15 protein-coding genes are annotated in these 14,286 nt (G+C 63.9%); 10 read left to right on the top strand and 5 right to left on the bottom strand.

The window, feature by feature from the left end; all coding sequences use genetic code 11:
- Positions 1–67 precede the first annotated feature (67 nt).
- From EIY71_RS18830 to EIY71_RS18820, 3 genes are read right to left on the bottom strand one after another with little or no spacing between them, the layout of a single operon-like run.
- Entirely contained in the window at positions 68–1,117 is a 1,050-nt protein-coding gene (locus tag EIY71_RS18830; RefSeq protein WP_011332832.1) for an alkene reductase, read from the bottom strand.
- Between the two features lie 32 nt (positions 1,118–1,149).
- Complete coding sequence (locus EIY71_RS18825; RefSeq protein WP_011332833.1) at positions 1,150–2,313, bottom strand: MFS transporter; 1,164 nt, start codon at positions 2,311–2,313, stop codon at positions 1,150–1,152.
- A 33-nt stretch (positions 2,314–2,346) separates the two neighbouring features.
- Positions 2,347–2,649 (bottom strand): helix-turn-helix transcriptional regulator, encoded by a 303-nt coding sequence (locus EIY71_RS18820; protein ID WP_007957866.1) that lies wholly within the window; start codon positions 2,647–2,649, stop codon positions 2,347–2,349.
- 171 nt (positions 2,650–2,820) lie between these two features.
- Here EIY71_RS18820 and EIY71_RS18815 point away from each other — a divergent pair, with 171 nt between their 5' ends.
- On the top strand, positions 2,821–3,393 hold the full coding sequence (locus EIY71_RS18815) for an ACP phosphodiesterase (RefSeq protein WP_064382979.1): 573 nt from the start codon (positions 2,821–2,823) through the stop codon (positions 3,391–3,393).
- A 14-nt stretch (positions 3,394–3,407) separates the two neighbouring features.
- On the opposite strand, the gene EIY71_RS18810 is transcribed toward EIY71_RS18815, so the two are convergent.
- Complete coding sequence (locus tag EIY71_RS18810) at positions 3,408–4,202, bottom strand: 1-acyl-sn-glycerol-3-phosphate acyltransferase (protein WP_085748208.1); 795 nt, start codon at positions 4,200–4,202, stop codon at positions 3,408–3,410.
- Positions 4,202–4,957 (bottom strand): L-ornithine N(alpha)-acyltransferase, encoded by a 756-nt coding sequence (gene olsB / locus EIY71_RS18805; RefSeq protein ID WP_007957877.1) that lies wholly within the window; start codon positions 4,955–4,957, stop codon positions 4,202–4,204. The genes EIY71_RS18810 and olsB overlap by 1 nt, the downstream gene beginning before the upstream one ends.
- 153 nt (positions 4,958–5,110) lie before the next feature.
- Between olsB and EIY71_RS18800 the strand changes: the two genes are divergently transcribed.
- The 9 genes from EIY71_RS18800 to EIY71_RS18760 all read left to right on the top strand — a co-directional run bounded on the left by EIY71_RS18800 (position 5,111) and on the right by EIY71_RS18760 (position 14,250).
- Positions 5,111–6,016, top strand: coding sequence for an acyl-CoA dehydrogenase family protein (locus tag EIY71_RS18800; RefSeq protein ID WP_134022686.1), 906 nt, complete (start codon positions 5,111–5,113; stop codon positions 6,014–6,016).
- A gap of 31 nt (positions 6,017–6,047) precedes the next feature.
- On the top strand, positions 6,048–7,127 hold the full coding sequence (locus EIY71_RS18795; RefSeq protein WP_085748210.1) for a serine hydrolase: 1,080 nt from the start codon (positions 6,048–6,050) through the stop codon (positions 7,125–7,127).
- Positions 7,124–7,426, top strand: a complete 303-nt coding sequence (locus tag EIY71_RS18790; protein WP_134022684.1) for an amidase — start codon at positions 7,124–7,126, stop codon at positions 7,424–7,426. The genes EIY71_RS18795 and EIY71_RS18790 overlap by 4 nt, the downstream gene beginning before the upstream one ends.
- 143 nt (positions 7,427–7,569) lie before the next feature.
- Complete coding sequence (locus tag EIY71_RS18785) at positions 7,570–8,745, top strand: M20 aminoacylase family protein (RefSeq protein ID WP_134022682.1); 1,176 nt, start codon at positions 7,570–7,572, stop codon at positions 8,743–8,745.
- Positions 8,746–8,824: 79 nt separating this feature from the next.
- Positions 8,825–10,135 (top strand): citrate-proton symporter, encoded by a 1,311-nt coding sequence (locus tag EIY71_RS18780; protein WP_134022680.1) that lies wholly within the window; start codon positions 8,825–8,827, stop codon positions 10,133–10,135.
- A complete protein-coding gene (locus EIY71_RS18775; RefSeq protein WP_129974295.1) occupies positions 10,132–11,589 on the top strand; it encodes an amidase in 1,458 nt (485 codons plus the stop codon). The genes EIY71_RS18780 and EIY71_RS18775 overlap by 4 nt, the downstream gene beginning before the upstream one ends.
- Before the next feature lie 59 nt (positions 11,590–11,648).
- Entirely contained in the window at positions 11,649–12,419 is a 771-nt protein-coding gene (locus EIY71_RS18770; RefSeq protein ID WP_085683240.1) for an IclR family transcriptional regulator, read from the top strand.
- A gap of 81 nt (positions 12,420–12,500) precedes the next feature.
- Complete coding sequence (locus EIY71_RS18765) at positions 12,501–13,091, top strand: YceI family protein (RefSeq protein WP_085605441.1); 591 nt, start codon at positions 12,501–12,503, stop codon at positions 13,089–13,091.
- 1 nt (position 13,092) lies between these two features.
- Complete coding sequence (locus tag EIY71_RS18760; RefSeq protein ID WP_085748216.1) at positions 13,093–14,250, top strand: phosphatidylserine/phosphatidylglycerophosphate/cardiolipin synthase family protein; 1,158 nt, start codon at positions 13,093–13,095, stop codon at positions 14,248–14,250.
- Positions 14,251–14,286: the final 36 nt, after the last annotated feature.

Genomic DNA, 14,286 nt, shown 5'->3' with positions numbered 1-14,286 from the left:
ACCCGGCGATCAATAAAAAGCCCCCGACTCTCGCGAGTCGGGGGCTTTTGTGTTTCTGCGGGGTGGCTTACAGCGTCGGGTAGTCGAGGTAGCCGACCGCGCCTTTGCCGTAGAAGGTTTCCGGGTGCGGTTCGTTCAGCGGCGCATCCGCCTTCAAACGAGCCGGCAGGTCCGGGTTGGCAATGAACGGGATGCCGAATGCCACGGCGTCAGCCTTGCCCTCGGCCAGCCACGCGTTGGCGCTATCCTTGGTGAAGCGTTCGTTGGCGATGTACGCGCCGCCGAAGGCTTCTTTCAGTTGTGGGCCGAGGCTGTCGGCACCTTCTTTCTCGCGGGAGCAGATGAAGGCGATGCCACGCTTGCCCAGCTCGCGGGCCACGTAGGTGAAGGTTTCGGCCAGGTTGTCGTCGCCCATGTCATGGGAGTCGGCGCGTGGTGCCAGGTGTACGCCGACACGGCCGGCGCCCCAGACTTCGATCGCGGCGTCGGTCACTTCCAGCAGCAGGCGGGCGCGGTTTTCCAGGGAGCCGCCGTAGTTGTCGGTGCGCTGGTTGGTGCTGCTTTGCAGGAACTGGTCGAGCAGGTAGCCGTTGGCGCCGTGGATTTCCACGCCGTCGAAACCGGCTGCCTTGGCGTTCTCTGCACCGACGCGGTAAGCGTCGACGATGTCGGCGATTTCAGCGGTTTCCAGTGCGCGCGGGGTTGGATAGTCGGCCAGCGGGCGAACCAGGCTGACATGGCCTTTTGGCTGGATGGCGCTCGGTGCAACCGGCGTTTCGCCGTTCAGGTACGACGGGTGGGAGATCCGGCCGACGTGCCACAGTTGCAGGACGATCTTGCCGCCGGCGGCGTGAACGGCTTTGGTCACGTTGGTCCAGCCGCGCACCTGATCGTTGGACCAGATGCCCGGGGTGTCCGGGTAGCCGACGCCCATCGGGGTCACCGAGGTGGCTTCGCTGAGGATCAGGCCGGCCGAGGCGCGCTGTACGTAGTACTCGGCCATCAGCGCGTTGGGTACGCGGCCTTCGTCGGCGCGGCAGCGGGTCAGCGGCGCCATGATGATGCGGTTGGACAGCTCAAGGTCGCCCAGTTTGATCGGATCGAAAATTGTTGCCATGAGATACAACCCTCGTGAGGTAAGTGAGTGAATCAGTTAGCGGTGGCCAGCTCGGGATTGCCGTTCTGGCGGAATGTGATCAGGGTTACCAGCAGTGCCAGGACCGCGAGTGCTGCGGCAGCAAGAGGCACGCTGGTCAGGCCGTAGCCGTGGGCGATGACGCTGCCGCCGACCCAGGCGCCGAGGGCGTTGCCGACGTTGAAGGCGCCGATGTTCAGGGTCGACACCAGGTTCGGTGCGGCCTGGCCGTAGGTCACGACGTTCACTTGCAGGGCCGGCACGGCGGCGAAACACGCGGTGGCCCAGAGGAACAGGGTGATTTCGGTCGGGATCAGCGCGATGCTGGTCCAGGTCAGGACGGTGGAGGTCACGGCCATGGCGATGAACACGCCGATCAGCGTCGCGGCCAGGCCCTTGTCAGCCAGTTTGCCGCCGATGATGTTGCCGACGGTCAGGCCCAGGCCGATGAGCATCAGGGTCCAGGTCACGCCACGGGGCGAGACACCGGTGACATCACCCAACAGCGGAGCGACGTAAGTGAACAGGGTGAACACCGAGGCGGCGAACAGCGCGGTCATGCTCAGCGACAGCCAGATACCGGCGCCTTTGAGCGCGGCCAGTTCGGCGCGCATGTCGAGTTTTTCTTCGTCACGCTTGGCCGGCAGGAAGCGGATCAGGCCGATCAGCGCGATCACACCGATCACGGTCACTGCCCAGAAGGTCGAGCGCCAGCCGGCTTCCTGACCGAGCGCAGTGCCCAGCGGTACGCCCAGCACGTTGGCCAGGGTCAGGCCGGTGAACATCAGGGCCACGGCCGAGGCGCGTTTGTTCGGCGCCACCAGGTTGGCCGCGACCACCGAACCGATGCCGAAGAACGCACCGTGGCAGAGGGCTGTAACGACACGGGCGAACATCAGCACGTTGTAATCAGTGGCGATGGCGCAGAGCAGGTTGCCGATAATGAAAATGCCCATCAGCGTTACCAGTGCAGCCTTGCGCGGCAGTTTTGCAGTGGCCATTGCCATGAACGGTGCACCAATCGCCACGCCCAGGGCGTAGCCGGTCACCAGCCAGCCGGCGCCGGGGATCGACACACCGAGGTCGGCCGCCACATTGGGCAGCAGGCCCATGATGACGAACTCGGTGGTGCCGATGGCGAAGGCGCTCAAGGCGAGTATGAGTAGCGAGAGGGGCATCGTTTGATCCTTTTGGCTGGCTGACGTTAAGGGTCAGAGCTCTTTGCTGAGGGTGCTGAGGAACGCCTGGATCACGTCCTCGTTGCGTTTGAAAAAGTGCCACTGGCCAGCTTTCTGGCTGCTGATCAGCCCGGCCCGTTGCAGGGTGGCCAGGTGGGCGGAAACGGTCGATTGCGACAGGCCGCAACGTTGATCGATCTGCCCGGCGCAGATGCCGTACTCGTGGTTGTGGATCTGTTCAGGAAACTGGGCTTTCGGGTCTTTCAGCCAGTTGAGGATGTCTCGCCGTACTGGGTGTGCCAGGGCTTTTATTATTTCGTCGAGGTCAATGTTCATGGCTGGGTGCTCGTGATGTGTGTAGCGCTATATCGCGATGAGGCGAACTTTATATCGGTACTTCGCGATACACCAATATGAATTTGATCTGACGACCGCATAAATCGGTATATCGGGTTATAACGATATGTGAGGTGTAAACAAACGCGGGCGCGGTGCTAAGCTGCGCCCATGAACTATCTCGCACATTTACACCTCGGTGGCCAGCGCCCCGGTCAACTGCTCGGCAGTCTGTATGGCGATTTCGTCAAAGGGCGGCTGCAAGGGCAGTTCGACCCGGAGATCGAGGCGGCGATTGCCCTGCATCGTCAGATCGACGTGTTCACTGATCGCCATCCATTGGTGGACGCGTCACTGGCGCGGTTTTCCACGACCCGTCGCCGTTACGCGGGCATCGTCCTCGACGTGTTTTTCGATCATTGCCTGGCCCGCGACTGGACGCAGTACGCCGACCGGCCGCTCGGTCAATTCACCACCGACGTCTACCGCGTGCTGTCCAGCGAGCGGCAATTGCCCGAGCGCCTGGCGAGGATCGCCCCGCACATGGTGGCCAATGACTGGTTGGGCTCGTATCAGGAGTTCGAAGTGCTGGAGCAGGTGTTGCGCGGGATCTCCCGACGCCTGACCCGGCCCGAAGAACTGGCGGGGGCGATGGAGGAGTTGCGGCGGTTGTATGAACCGTTGAGCGAAGACTTCCGCTTGTTCTACCCACAGCTGCAGGACTTTGCCGGCCGGCAGCTGTAGGCAGAAGTCGCCGATCAGGCCGCGATCAGATCGCGGGCATGTTGTGCTTCGACCGGTTTGACCACATCGCCGAACAAGGCTTTCTGCACCGCCTGCTGCGCCTCGAACGCCAGTGCCGCGCGTTCCCGGCCCTGGCAGGCAATCGGCTTGAGCAGATGGATTTCGACATCGCCGCAGTCATTGCTGAACAGGCGCATCAGGTGCGACAGCAGATCATCGTCACCAATGAACGGCGCCAGCGAATCGATCTTGCCCTCGCGCAGATAACGGATCGCCACCGGTTGCAGCTTCACCTCGGAATCGATTGCCGCCGACAGCAGGCGACCATGAAAGGTACGCAGCGAACGGCCGTCGGTGGTGGTGCCTTCCGGGAACATCAGCAGCGGATGATCGGTTTGCAGGTGACGGGTCATCTGCTTGCGGATCAACTGGCTGTCGCCCGAACCGCGACGGATGAACAGGCTGCCGGCCTTCGCCGCCAGCCAACCGGCCACCGGCCAGGTGCGCACTTCGGCCTTGGACAGAAACGACAGCGGCGTGAGCATGCCGAGCAGCGGAATGTCGGTCCACGACACATGGTTGCTGACCCACAGCATCGGCTGTTTCGGCAGCTCGCCGTGAACGGTCACGCGAAAGGGCAGGGCATTGCTCAAACGCGCCATGAAAAACCGCGACCAGCGCTGCCGACGCTCCATCGAATGGGCCAGGCCCAAACGCTCGAACACCCCGAAGACACTGGCCATGCTCAGACCCAGCGTCACCACCAGCAGCACTCGCGCGATCCGCGCGTACACCCGCAGCCGGCTCATTACACAGCCGCCTTGAAGTGCTTGGCGTAGCGCGGGCAGAGTTCGTCGCGCTTGAGCAGGATGAACACGTCGGCGACCTGGAAATCTTCGTCCCAGCACGGCTCGCCGCAGATCTTCGCGCCCAGGCGCATGTAGGCCTTGAGCAGCGGCGGCATTTCGGCGATCACGTTCGAAGGAATGTCGAGGCTCGGCAGCGGATTCTTCGGCTCGGCGCGCAGGTGTTCGGTGCACAGATAGCGTTCGCGCAGGCGCTGCATGATCGCGTGGGCCTGCACGCCGCCGTCCTGCATCGGGATGCTCGCGCAACCCATCAGATAGCTGTAGCCCCCCTGATTCAGCACTTCGGCCAGTTCGCCCCAAAGCACGGCGATGGTGCCGCCGTTGCGGTAGGCCGGGTCGACGCAGGTGCGACCGATTTCCAGGATCGGACCTTGCAGGCCGGCGAGGCCGTGCAGGCTGAATTCTTCTTCGCTGTAGAACTTGCCCAGGCTGCTGGCGGCGGTGTGATCGAGCAAACGGGTGGTCGCCACCAGGCGGCCGGTGTTCAGGTCACGCACGCCGATGTGGCTGCAGTGAACATCATAGTCATCCATGTCCAGACCCAGCTCCGCGCCATTCAGCTTGGCGTTGAACTCGCCGCTGAACACGTTGAAGCGCAAGGCCTGGGCTTGCTGCAAGGCCTCGGCGCCGATCAGGCGTTCGGCTTGCAGGCGGCGTTCATTGCCGGTGTCGCTGATGCGGGCGATCTGAGTCATGTGAATCTCCGTACGGGCCTTGAACCCGTCATGGGTTGCAGCCGATCGACTTTCTTTATGCAGCCGTGTTGTGCAAAGTCAGGCTATGTAGCCCCGGTGTCATCGCCATGAATGTTTGGTGATGCTTATATGACAGCCCACGAGGAGCCTCTGATGACCTGGTCGACCCTGCTTGAATGCCGCGAACGCCTGCCCGCCGTTGCCGACCTGGCGGAGGGCTTCGCCACGTTGCTGCAGCAACTGGGCAGCGTGACGCCGTTCGAACTGGCGGTGGCGGGAGGGCGGCGGATGGCGACGCCGGGGCTGGCGTTTCTGGTGGGTTATCAGGCGGCGTTGCGCATGCTCTGGCCGAGCGCGCCGCCGAGCCTCGGTGCGATGTGCGCGACCGAGCAGCGCAGCCTGCGCCCGGCGGACATGCAGACCCGGCTCACGGATCTGCGCCTCACCGGGCAAAAGGATTTCGTCACCGCCGGCGATGCGGCGGACTGGCTGCTGATCGCCGCGCGCAGTGAACAACCCGGCGAATCACCGCGCCTGAGCCTGGCGGTGGTGTACCCCGGCGAACCCGGCGTGCGGGTGGAAAAACTCCCGGCGCTGCCGCTGATGCCGGACATCAGCCATGGTCGGCTGCATCTCGATGATGCGTTGTGTGAGCTGCTCGCCGGGGACGGTTGGGATGCCTACGTCAAACCGTTCCGCACCCTTGAAGACGTTTACGTGTTGAGCACGATGACCGCGTGGCTGTACGGCGTCGCTCAGGACAGCGGCTGGCCGCAGCCGCTGCAATTGCGCTTGCTGGCGCTGTTGGCCGGTTGCGCGGAAGTGAGTCGCCAGCCGCCGAACAATCCCGCCGGGCATGTGTTGCTCGGTGGTTTGTTTGCGCAGTTCGACGGGCTTAAAGAGGAAGTCGATCAGGCACTGCGTGACGGCAATCCCGAGTGGGCGACGATGTGGCAGCGCGATCAATCGGTCATGCAACTGGCGGCTGGCGCGCGGGCCAAACGACTGGCCAAGGCGTTGGCGGCTAACCAAAACACTTCTGTCATGAACCCCGGCTAGTCTTGTCAGGTTCATCTCCAGAGCCCTCACCATGTTCAAAGGCCTGTCCCTGTTTCTGCTGCTGATCAGCTTCACGGTTCAGGCCGAACAATGGCCGGGCGAGCAGTGGTCGACCGGCCCGAAACTCACCAGCCCGGCCGTCGATGCATTGGAGGCCTACGCCTTCCCGACCCGCGATGACAGCACCCGAAAAGGCATCCGCACCGACGCCTTGCTGGTGATCCGTGACGGCCAGCTCATCTACGAACGCTACGCCGCCGCGACCACCGCCGACACTCCGCACCTGACCTGGTCGATCAGCAAAAGCCTGATGGCCGCGGTGCTCGGCGTGGCGTACGGCGAAGGCCTGTTCAAGCTCGATGATCCGGCCGCGAAGTTTTATCCGGCGCTGGAAAAACACCCGGCCATTACCCTCAAGGATCTGCTGCACTGGGCCTCGGGCATCGACTGGCAGGAAGACTACGAATACGCCCCGCTGAAATCCTCGGTGGTGGCGATGCTCTACACCCGTGGCCACCGCGACATGGCCGCCTTCACCGCCGATCACGACAGCTACGCGCCAGCGGGGCAGGCGTTCCGCTATTCCAGCGGCGACAGCAATCTGTTGGCGGCGGCGCTGAAAACCATCGTCGGTCCGCAGCGTTATCCCGACTATCCGTGGACAGCGCTTTTCGATCCTTTGGGCATCCGCCATGCCACATGGGAAACCGACGCGACGGGCACGTTCGTCGCCTCTTCATACGCCTATATGACGGCCCGGGATCTGGCGCGAATCGGCCTGCTGATGGAACGGGACGGACGCTGGAACGACCGGCAGTTGCTGCCCAAAGACTGGGTCGCCTTCAACCGACAACCCTTCGCCGGCTATAAGGCCCATCAGGACGAAGCCGTGCCCGGCGGCCAGTGGTGGCTCAATCGCCCGGCAGACGGCGCCGCCTCGCCATGGTCCGACGCACCACCCGACACCTTCGTCGCTCTCGGCCACTGGGGTCAGGCGCTGTATGTGATCCCGAGTGAGAAACTGGTGATCGTGCGCTACGCCGATGACCGCGATGGCAGCTATCGCCACAACGAATTGCTCAAGCGTGTGCTCGGGGCGGTGCGGCCATGAAACTGTTCAGACGCATCCTGCTGGTGCTGTTGGTCCTGCTGCTGGGTTGGGGCTGGCACGAGCGCGAAAACCTGTGGGCCTTCCCGGACATCATCAGCGCCTACACCGCCAAGGAATATTGTTCGTGCCGTTACGTCATGAACAACGACGCCGAATATTGCCGGGGCTACGTGAAGCAGTGGCTGCCCAGCGAACTGACCGATGACCGCACGCAAAAACTAGTCACCGCCAGCGGGCTGGGACGCAGCAACAGCGCCCGGTGGCAAGGCGAACGCCAGGGCTGTCGCCTGCAACCCTGATCCGGTTCCACCCTGTGGAACCACATTCGATTGTCCTCTCGCGTGTCTCGCGGTTATCTGGCGGTGAGCACGACCTGCCGTTCACGTGTCGTGAAACAACACCGAACAACAAGACCGGGAACACCCGCGCGAGGAGAACCGTCATGCCCCGACATCAGCACATTCTGGCCTGGCTCAACGACGTGGCCAGCGACCTGCACGCCACCCGCCAGGACATTCACGCCCACCCTGAACTCGGTTTCGAAGAAAGCCGCACCTCGGCGCTGGTCGCCCGATCGCTCGAAGACTGGGGTTATGAAGTCCACACCGGCGTCGGCAAGACCGGCGTGGTCGGCGTGCTGCGCAACGGCAGCAGCACACGCAGACTCGGGCTACGGGCCGACATGGATGCGCTGCCGATCATCGAGAACACCGGCGTCGCCTACAGCAGCCGCCATCAAGGCTGCATGCACGCCTGCGGCCACGACGGGCACACCGCGATGTTGCTCGGTGCGGCGCGTTATCTGGCCGCGACCCGCCAGTTCGACGGCACCCTGACGCTGATTTTTCAGCCCGCCGAAGAGGGGCAAGGCGGGGCCGAAGCGATGCTCGCCGATGGCCTGCTCGAACGTTTTCCGTGCGATGCACTGTTCGGCATGCACAACATGCCGGGCCTGCCGGCGGGGCATCTGGGCTTTCGCGAAGGGCCGATGATGGCTTCGCAGGATCTGCTCACGGTGACGATTGAAGGCGTCGGCGGCCACGGCTCGATGCCGCATCTGGCGGTGGATCCGTTGGTCGCTGCGGCCAGTGTGGTGATGGCTTTGCAAACCGTGGTCGCGCGCAACATCGACGCGCAGCAGGCAGCGGTGGTGACGGTCGGCGCATTGCTGGCCGGCGAAGCGGCGAACGTGATTCCGCAACAGGCGATCCTGCGCCTGAGCCTGCGTGCGCTGAATGCCGAGGTTCGCGAACAGACCCTGAACCGCGTGCGCTCGATCATCGAAGCCCAGGCCGAAAGCTTCGGCTGTACCTCGACCATCGAACATCGCCCGGCCTACCCGGTGCTGGTCAACCACGCCGCCGAAAACGAGTTCGCCCGTCAGGTCGGCGTCGAACTGGTCGGCGCCGACGCCGTCGATGGCAACACACCCAAACTGATGGGCAGCGAGGACTTCGCCTGGATGCTCCAGCGCTGCCCCGGCGCGTACCTGTTCATCGGCAACGGCGTGGCGCGGCCGATGGTGCATAACCCGGCCTACGATTTTAACGATGACATTCTGCTGACCGGCGCGGCGTATTGGGGCGCGCTCACCGAGAGCTGGCTCAAGCCGGCCTGATTTCTTCACTTTTTGCTGCCGCTGGAACGCAGGTGCGCACGTGCCTGCGTGGTCAACCAACAGCTTCTGGAGAATCCCCATGCAGACTTCGAACGCAGGCGTTTCGCGCACCCGGCAAGTGGTCGCCGCCGTCATCGGCAACGCCCTGGAATGGTACGACTTCATCGTTTATGGCTTTCTGGCGAGCATCATCGCCCGGCAATTTTTCCCGTCCGACGACGACTACGCTTCGCTGCTGATGGCGCTGGCGACTTTCGGCGTCGGCTTTTTCATGCGCCCGGTGGGCGGCATCCTGCTCGGCATTTATTCCGACCGCAAAGGTCGAAAAGCCGCGATGCAGATGATCATCCGCCTGATGACTGTGTCCATCGCCCTGATTGCGTTCGCGCCGAACTACGCCGCCATCGGCATGGGCGCGCCGTTGCTGATCGTAGTAGCGCGGATGCTTCAGGGCTTTGCCACGGGCGGCGAATACGCCAGCGCCACGGCGTTTCTGGTGGAGAGCGCGCCGGCCCATCGCAAGGGCTTGTACGGATCGTGGCAACTGGTCGGGCAATGCCTGGCGGTGTTCAGCGGCGCGGCGATGGTGGCGCTGGTCACGCACCTGTTTTCCCCCGAAGCGCTGGACAGCTGGGGCTGGCGGATTCCGTTTGTGCTCGGCCTGTTGATCGGCCCGGTGGGCCTGTGGATTCGCAAGCACATGGAAGAGCCGGAAGAGTTTCTCGAAGCGCGCAAGAAAGCCAAAGGCGCCGCTCCGGGCCTGTGGCAGGTGCTGCGCGAACATCGCCGCAGCCTGTTGGTGTCGATGGGCCTGGCATGCGGGGCGACGGTGTCGTTCTACGTGGTGCTGGTGAACATGCCGACCTTCGCCCACAAAAATCTCGGTCTGCCGCTGGATCAGGTGTTGCTGGTGCAGATGCTCGCGGTAGCGCTGATGACCGTGGTGATTCCGTTCTCCGGCGCCCTGTCGGATCGCCTCGGTCGGCGGCCGGTGCTGATGGCCTTCACCCTGGCGTTTTTCGTCATGGTCTATCCGCTTTACGTGTGGGTTGCGGCGGCGCCTTCGATCGAGCGTTTGCTGGTGATGCAACTGCTGCTGTGCGCGGCGATTGGCGGATTCTTCGGCCCGGCCCCGACCGCATTGGCTGAGCAGTTCCCGATTGAAGTGCGCTCCACCGGCGTGTCCGTGGCCTACAACGTGGCGGTGATGGTGTTCGGTGGTTTCGCGCCGCTGATCGTCACCTGGCTGAGTAAAGTTCTGAACACCCCGGTGGCGCCGTCGTTCTATGTCTTGTTCGCTTGCCTGCTGACCCTGCTCGGTACTTACTGTTTGCAGGAGGCACCACGCGCAAAGAAATCCGTTGCGCTCAACCTGGGAGTGAAACCGTGAGTCCGTTAGCCATTGATCCGATTGTCGCCCTCGACGCCGATGCGCTGTCCCGGGCGATCCATGCCCGCAAGGTGTCGTGCCGCGAGGTGATGCAGGCCTACCTGACGCACATCGACCGCTTCAATCCGATGGTCAACGCGCTGGTGTCGATGCGCCCGCAGGACGTGCTGCTGAGCGAGGCCGATGAGTGTGACCGGCAACTGGATCGCGGCGAGTCCCGGGGCTGGATGCACGGCATGCCCCAGGCCATCAAAGACCTGGCGGCCACCGCCGGATTGCGCACGACCCTCGGCTCGCCGCTGTTCGCCGAGCAAGTGCCGCAGCACGACGCGATCAGCGTGGCGCGGGTGCGCGCCTGCGGCGCGATCATCATCGGCAAAAGCAACGTACCGGAATTCGGCCTCGGCTCGCAGACCTACAACAGCGTGTTCGGCACCACCACCAACGCCTACGATCCGGGCCTGATCGCCGGCGGCAGCAGCGGCGGAGCGGCGGTGGCGCTGGCCCTGCGTCTGCTGCCGGTGGCGGATGGCAGCGACATGATGGGCTCGCTGCGCAATCCGGCGGCGTTCAACAACGTGTTCGGCTTCCGCCCGTCCCAGGGCCGCGTGCCCCATGGCCCGATGCCGGAAGTGTTCGTCCAGCAACTGGCCACCGAAGGGCCGATGGGGCGCACGGTCACCGACGTCGCGCGGTTGCTCTCGACCCAGGCCGGCTACGATCCGCGCGTGCCGCTGTCGCTGGCTGATGAACCACGGGATTTCGGGCTGGATCTGCAACAGGACTGCAGCGGTCTGCGCCTCGGCTGGCTCGGCGATTACAACGGCTATCTGCCGATGGACGACGGCGTGTTGAGCCTGTGTGAATCGGCGCTGGTGGATTTCAGTGCGCTGGGCTGTCAGGTCGAGGCCTGCCAGCCGGACTTTTCCATGGAGCGCCTGTGGCAGACCTGGCTCACCCACCGGCATTTTCTGGTGCAGGGCAGCCTCGGCGCGGCCTATGCCGACCCGCAAAAACGGGCGCTGCTCAAACCCGAAGCGCAATGGGAAATCGAGGGCGGTTTGCGTCTGACGGCAGCCGAGGTCTATCAGGCGTCGGTCGCGCGCAGTGAGTGGTATCGCGCGTTGAGCGAGTTGTTCGAGCGTTACGATTTCCTGCTGTTGCCCACCGCCCAGGTGTTCCCTTTTGATGCACAGCAGCCGTGGCCGCGAGTCGTCGGCGGGCAAACCATGGACACCTATCACCGCTGGATGGAGGTGGTGATCGGCCCGACCCTGGCGGGGTTGCCGAGCATCAGCGTGCCGGTGGGTTTCAACCCGGCCGGGCTGCCGATGGGCCTGCAAATCATCGGCCCGGCCCAGGCGGATCGGGCGGTGCTACAACTGGCCTACGCCCATGAACAGCTGACCCGCTGGGTCGAACGGCGACCGCCGGCATGCCTGCAATCGGCCTGAGCGGCCCGCATCTTGCTGCACGAAGTGATCTTTCATCCGCATCCATGGAGGTCGAACACATGGGCAGCAAGGCAGACACCGGCAGCGTGCGCTCGGTCGAACGGGCGCTGGCCATCGTCGAGTTGCTCGGCGAGCATCAGGCGCTGGGGCTGGAGGAATTGCACTACCTGACGACTCTGCCCAAGGCCACGGTGTCGCGGATGCTCGCGACCTTGCAGGAGCAGGGCTGGATCTATCGCGGCCTCAGCGACCGTCGCTACCGGTTGTGCGCCAAACGGCTGTTCGGTGATCGTCAGCAACGCTTCAAACGCCATCTGGTGGAAAGCGCCGCGCCGATGCTGCTGGAGCTCAGCGAGCGCACCGGGCTGGTGGCGGATCTGTCGTGCTTCGACGGCGAGCGGGTCGAAGTGATGGAAAGTGCGATTCCGCAGGTGCTGCGCAAACGCTATCCAACCAACTGCCAGATCGTCGGCCATCACGCCAGCCTGTTCCATTCGGCGATGGGCCGCGCGTGTCTTGGTGAACTCGACAGCCAGGACGTTAAGCGTCTGGCCGAACGAGAACAACTGGCGGATGACGGTGTGTTGCAGGCCACCGAACAAGCCTTGCATCAGGGCTTCGGCCAGCGCACCGAAGGTTATTGGGAATACCCGGTGCGTCTGCCGTTCCTGATTCGCGCGGTGGCCTTGCCGATCCGTGCCCAAGGGCGGCTGGTCGGCAGCATGGCGCTGCACTGGCCAATGGATCAGGCGCCGGTGGAGCGGGTGCTGAGCCTGCACCTCAACAGCCTCGCGTCGACCATCGGCGAGGTGCAGCAGGCATTGGCCTGAGTGTTTGCAGAGACTGACAGTTTGCAATAACGCCAAGGCCAGTTAAGGTTCGTGCAGGTTTATCGGCCCCACGAGTCTTCAATGTTCAACCGTTCTCTGTGCAACGCCTTCGCCGGCCTGCTGCTGGGCGCCGCTGCGCTGCCGGCCCAGGCCAACTGGTATCTGGACGGCGAGTCGTCGCGGCTGTCGTTCGTCAGCACGAAAAACGCCAACGTGTCCGAAGTGCAGCGCTTTCTGGTACTGCACGGCAAGGTCGATCCCGATGGCCGCGCCGTGGTCGAAGTCGAACTGGATTCGATCAACAGCGGCATCCCGCTGCGCGACGAGCGCATGCGCAAGGAGCTGTTCCAGATCGAGCAATTCCCCGAGGCGACCATCACCACCCAGATCGACCTGCGCCCGATCAACGATCTGGCCCCCGGTGCACAGCTTGAATTGCGCCTGCCGCTGACCGTCAACCTGCACGGCAAACAGCACGAATACCCCGCCGAACTGCTTGCCACGCGTCTCGATGACCGACGCTTTCAAGTGGTGACGCTGGAGCCGCTGGTGATCAGCGCCGAGGATTTCGATCTGCTGCCGGGCCTGGAAAGCCTGCGCAACATGGCCGGCCTGTCGGCCATCAGTCTGTCGGTGCCGGTGGGTGCGGTGCTGATCTTCACGGCGCGCTGACATGCGCGGCGCGGTGTTTCCGTGGCGTGATGGCAACCGCTTCGAGCTGTTGATCGACGGCCCGCAATTCTTCCCGCGCATGCTCGACGAGATCGCCCGCGCCCGCGAGCAGATCGAACTGGAGCTGTATCTGGTGGAAGCCGGTGCCTGTGCCGAAACCATCGTGCAGGCGCTGGTACTGGCGGCGGAGCGGGGCGTGCGGGTGCGTTGCCTGTTCGATGATTACGGCAGCCTCGCGTTCACCCTCACGCTGCGCCGGCGGCTGACTGGTGCCGGGGTCGAGCTGCGTTTTTACAATCGGCTGAACTGGCGGCGCTGGGTCGGCAATTTCTATCGCGATCATCGCAAGCTGTTGTTGGTCGACCAGCGTCTGGCGGTGGTCGGCGGCACCGGGGTCACCGATGAGTTCTGGACGCCGGGCCACGACACCAGCGAATGGCACGAGGTCATGGTGGAAATCACCGGCCCGCTGGTGCTCGACTGGCAGTTGCTGTTCGACCGCCAATGGATCGCCAACCGCCATCGCCGGGCCTGGCGGCCCAACGCGCATTTCGGCCTGCCACGACTGCCGCGCGTGCCGGACACGGGCGAGGGCATGGGCCGCGTGGCCTACGCCGACGCCCGCCAGCATCGCGACATTCTGCAATCGTTGTTCCGTGCACTGAACAGCGGCCAGCAGCGGATCTGGCTGGCGACGCCGTATTTCCTGCCGACCTGGAAAATCCGCCGCTCCCTGCGCAAGGCCGCTGCCCGTGGCCTCGACGTGCGCCTGCTGCTGACCGGGCCGCGCACCGATCATCCGTCGGTGCGCTACGCGGGGCATCGCTACTACCCGCGCCTGCTCAAGGCCGGGGTGAAAATCTACGAATACCAGCCGTGTTTCCTGCACCTGAAAATGGTGCTGGTGGACGATTGGGTCAGCATCGGCTCATGCAATTTCGATCACTGGAATCTGCGCTTCAACCTTGAGGCGAATCTGGAAGCGCTGGACACGTCATTGACGGCAGCGGTGGCGGCGAGTTTCGAGAAGGACTTCGGCCTGAGTCAGCAGGTGAGCCTGGAGGAATGGCGGAAACGGCCACTGTGGCGGCGGGTGAAGCAGCGGGTGTGGGGCTGGGTGGATCGGGTGGTGGTCAATCTGCTCGATCGTCGCGGCTAGTCGCAGCTTTCATACCTTTAGAAGGACCTGTGGGAG

It is taken from the genome of Pseudomonas sp. CH235, assembly GCF_004368175.1.
Classification (GTDB): domain Bacteria; phylum Pseudomonadota; class Gammaproteobacteria; order Pseudomonadales; family Pseudomonadaceae; genus Aquipseudomonas; species Aquipseudomonas paraglycinae.
The sequence above is the reverse complement of the archived record's forward strand: the minus strand, read 5'-3'. Positions and strand labels throughout refer to the sequence as shown.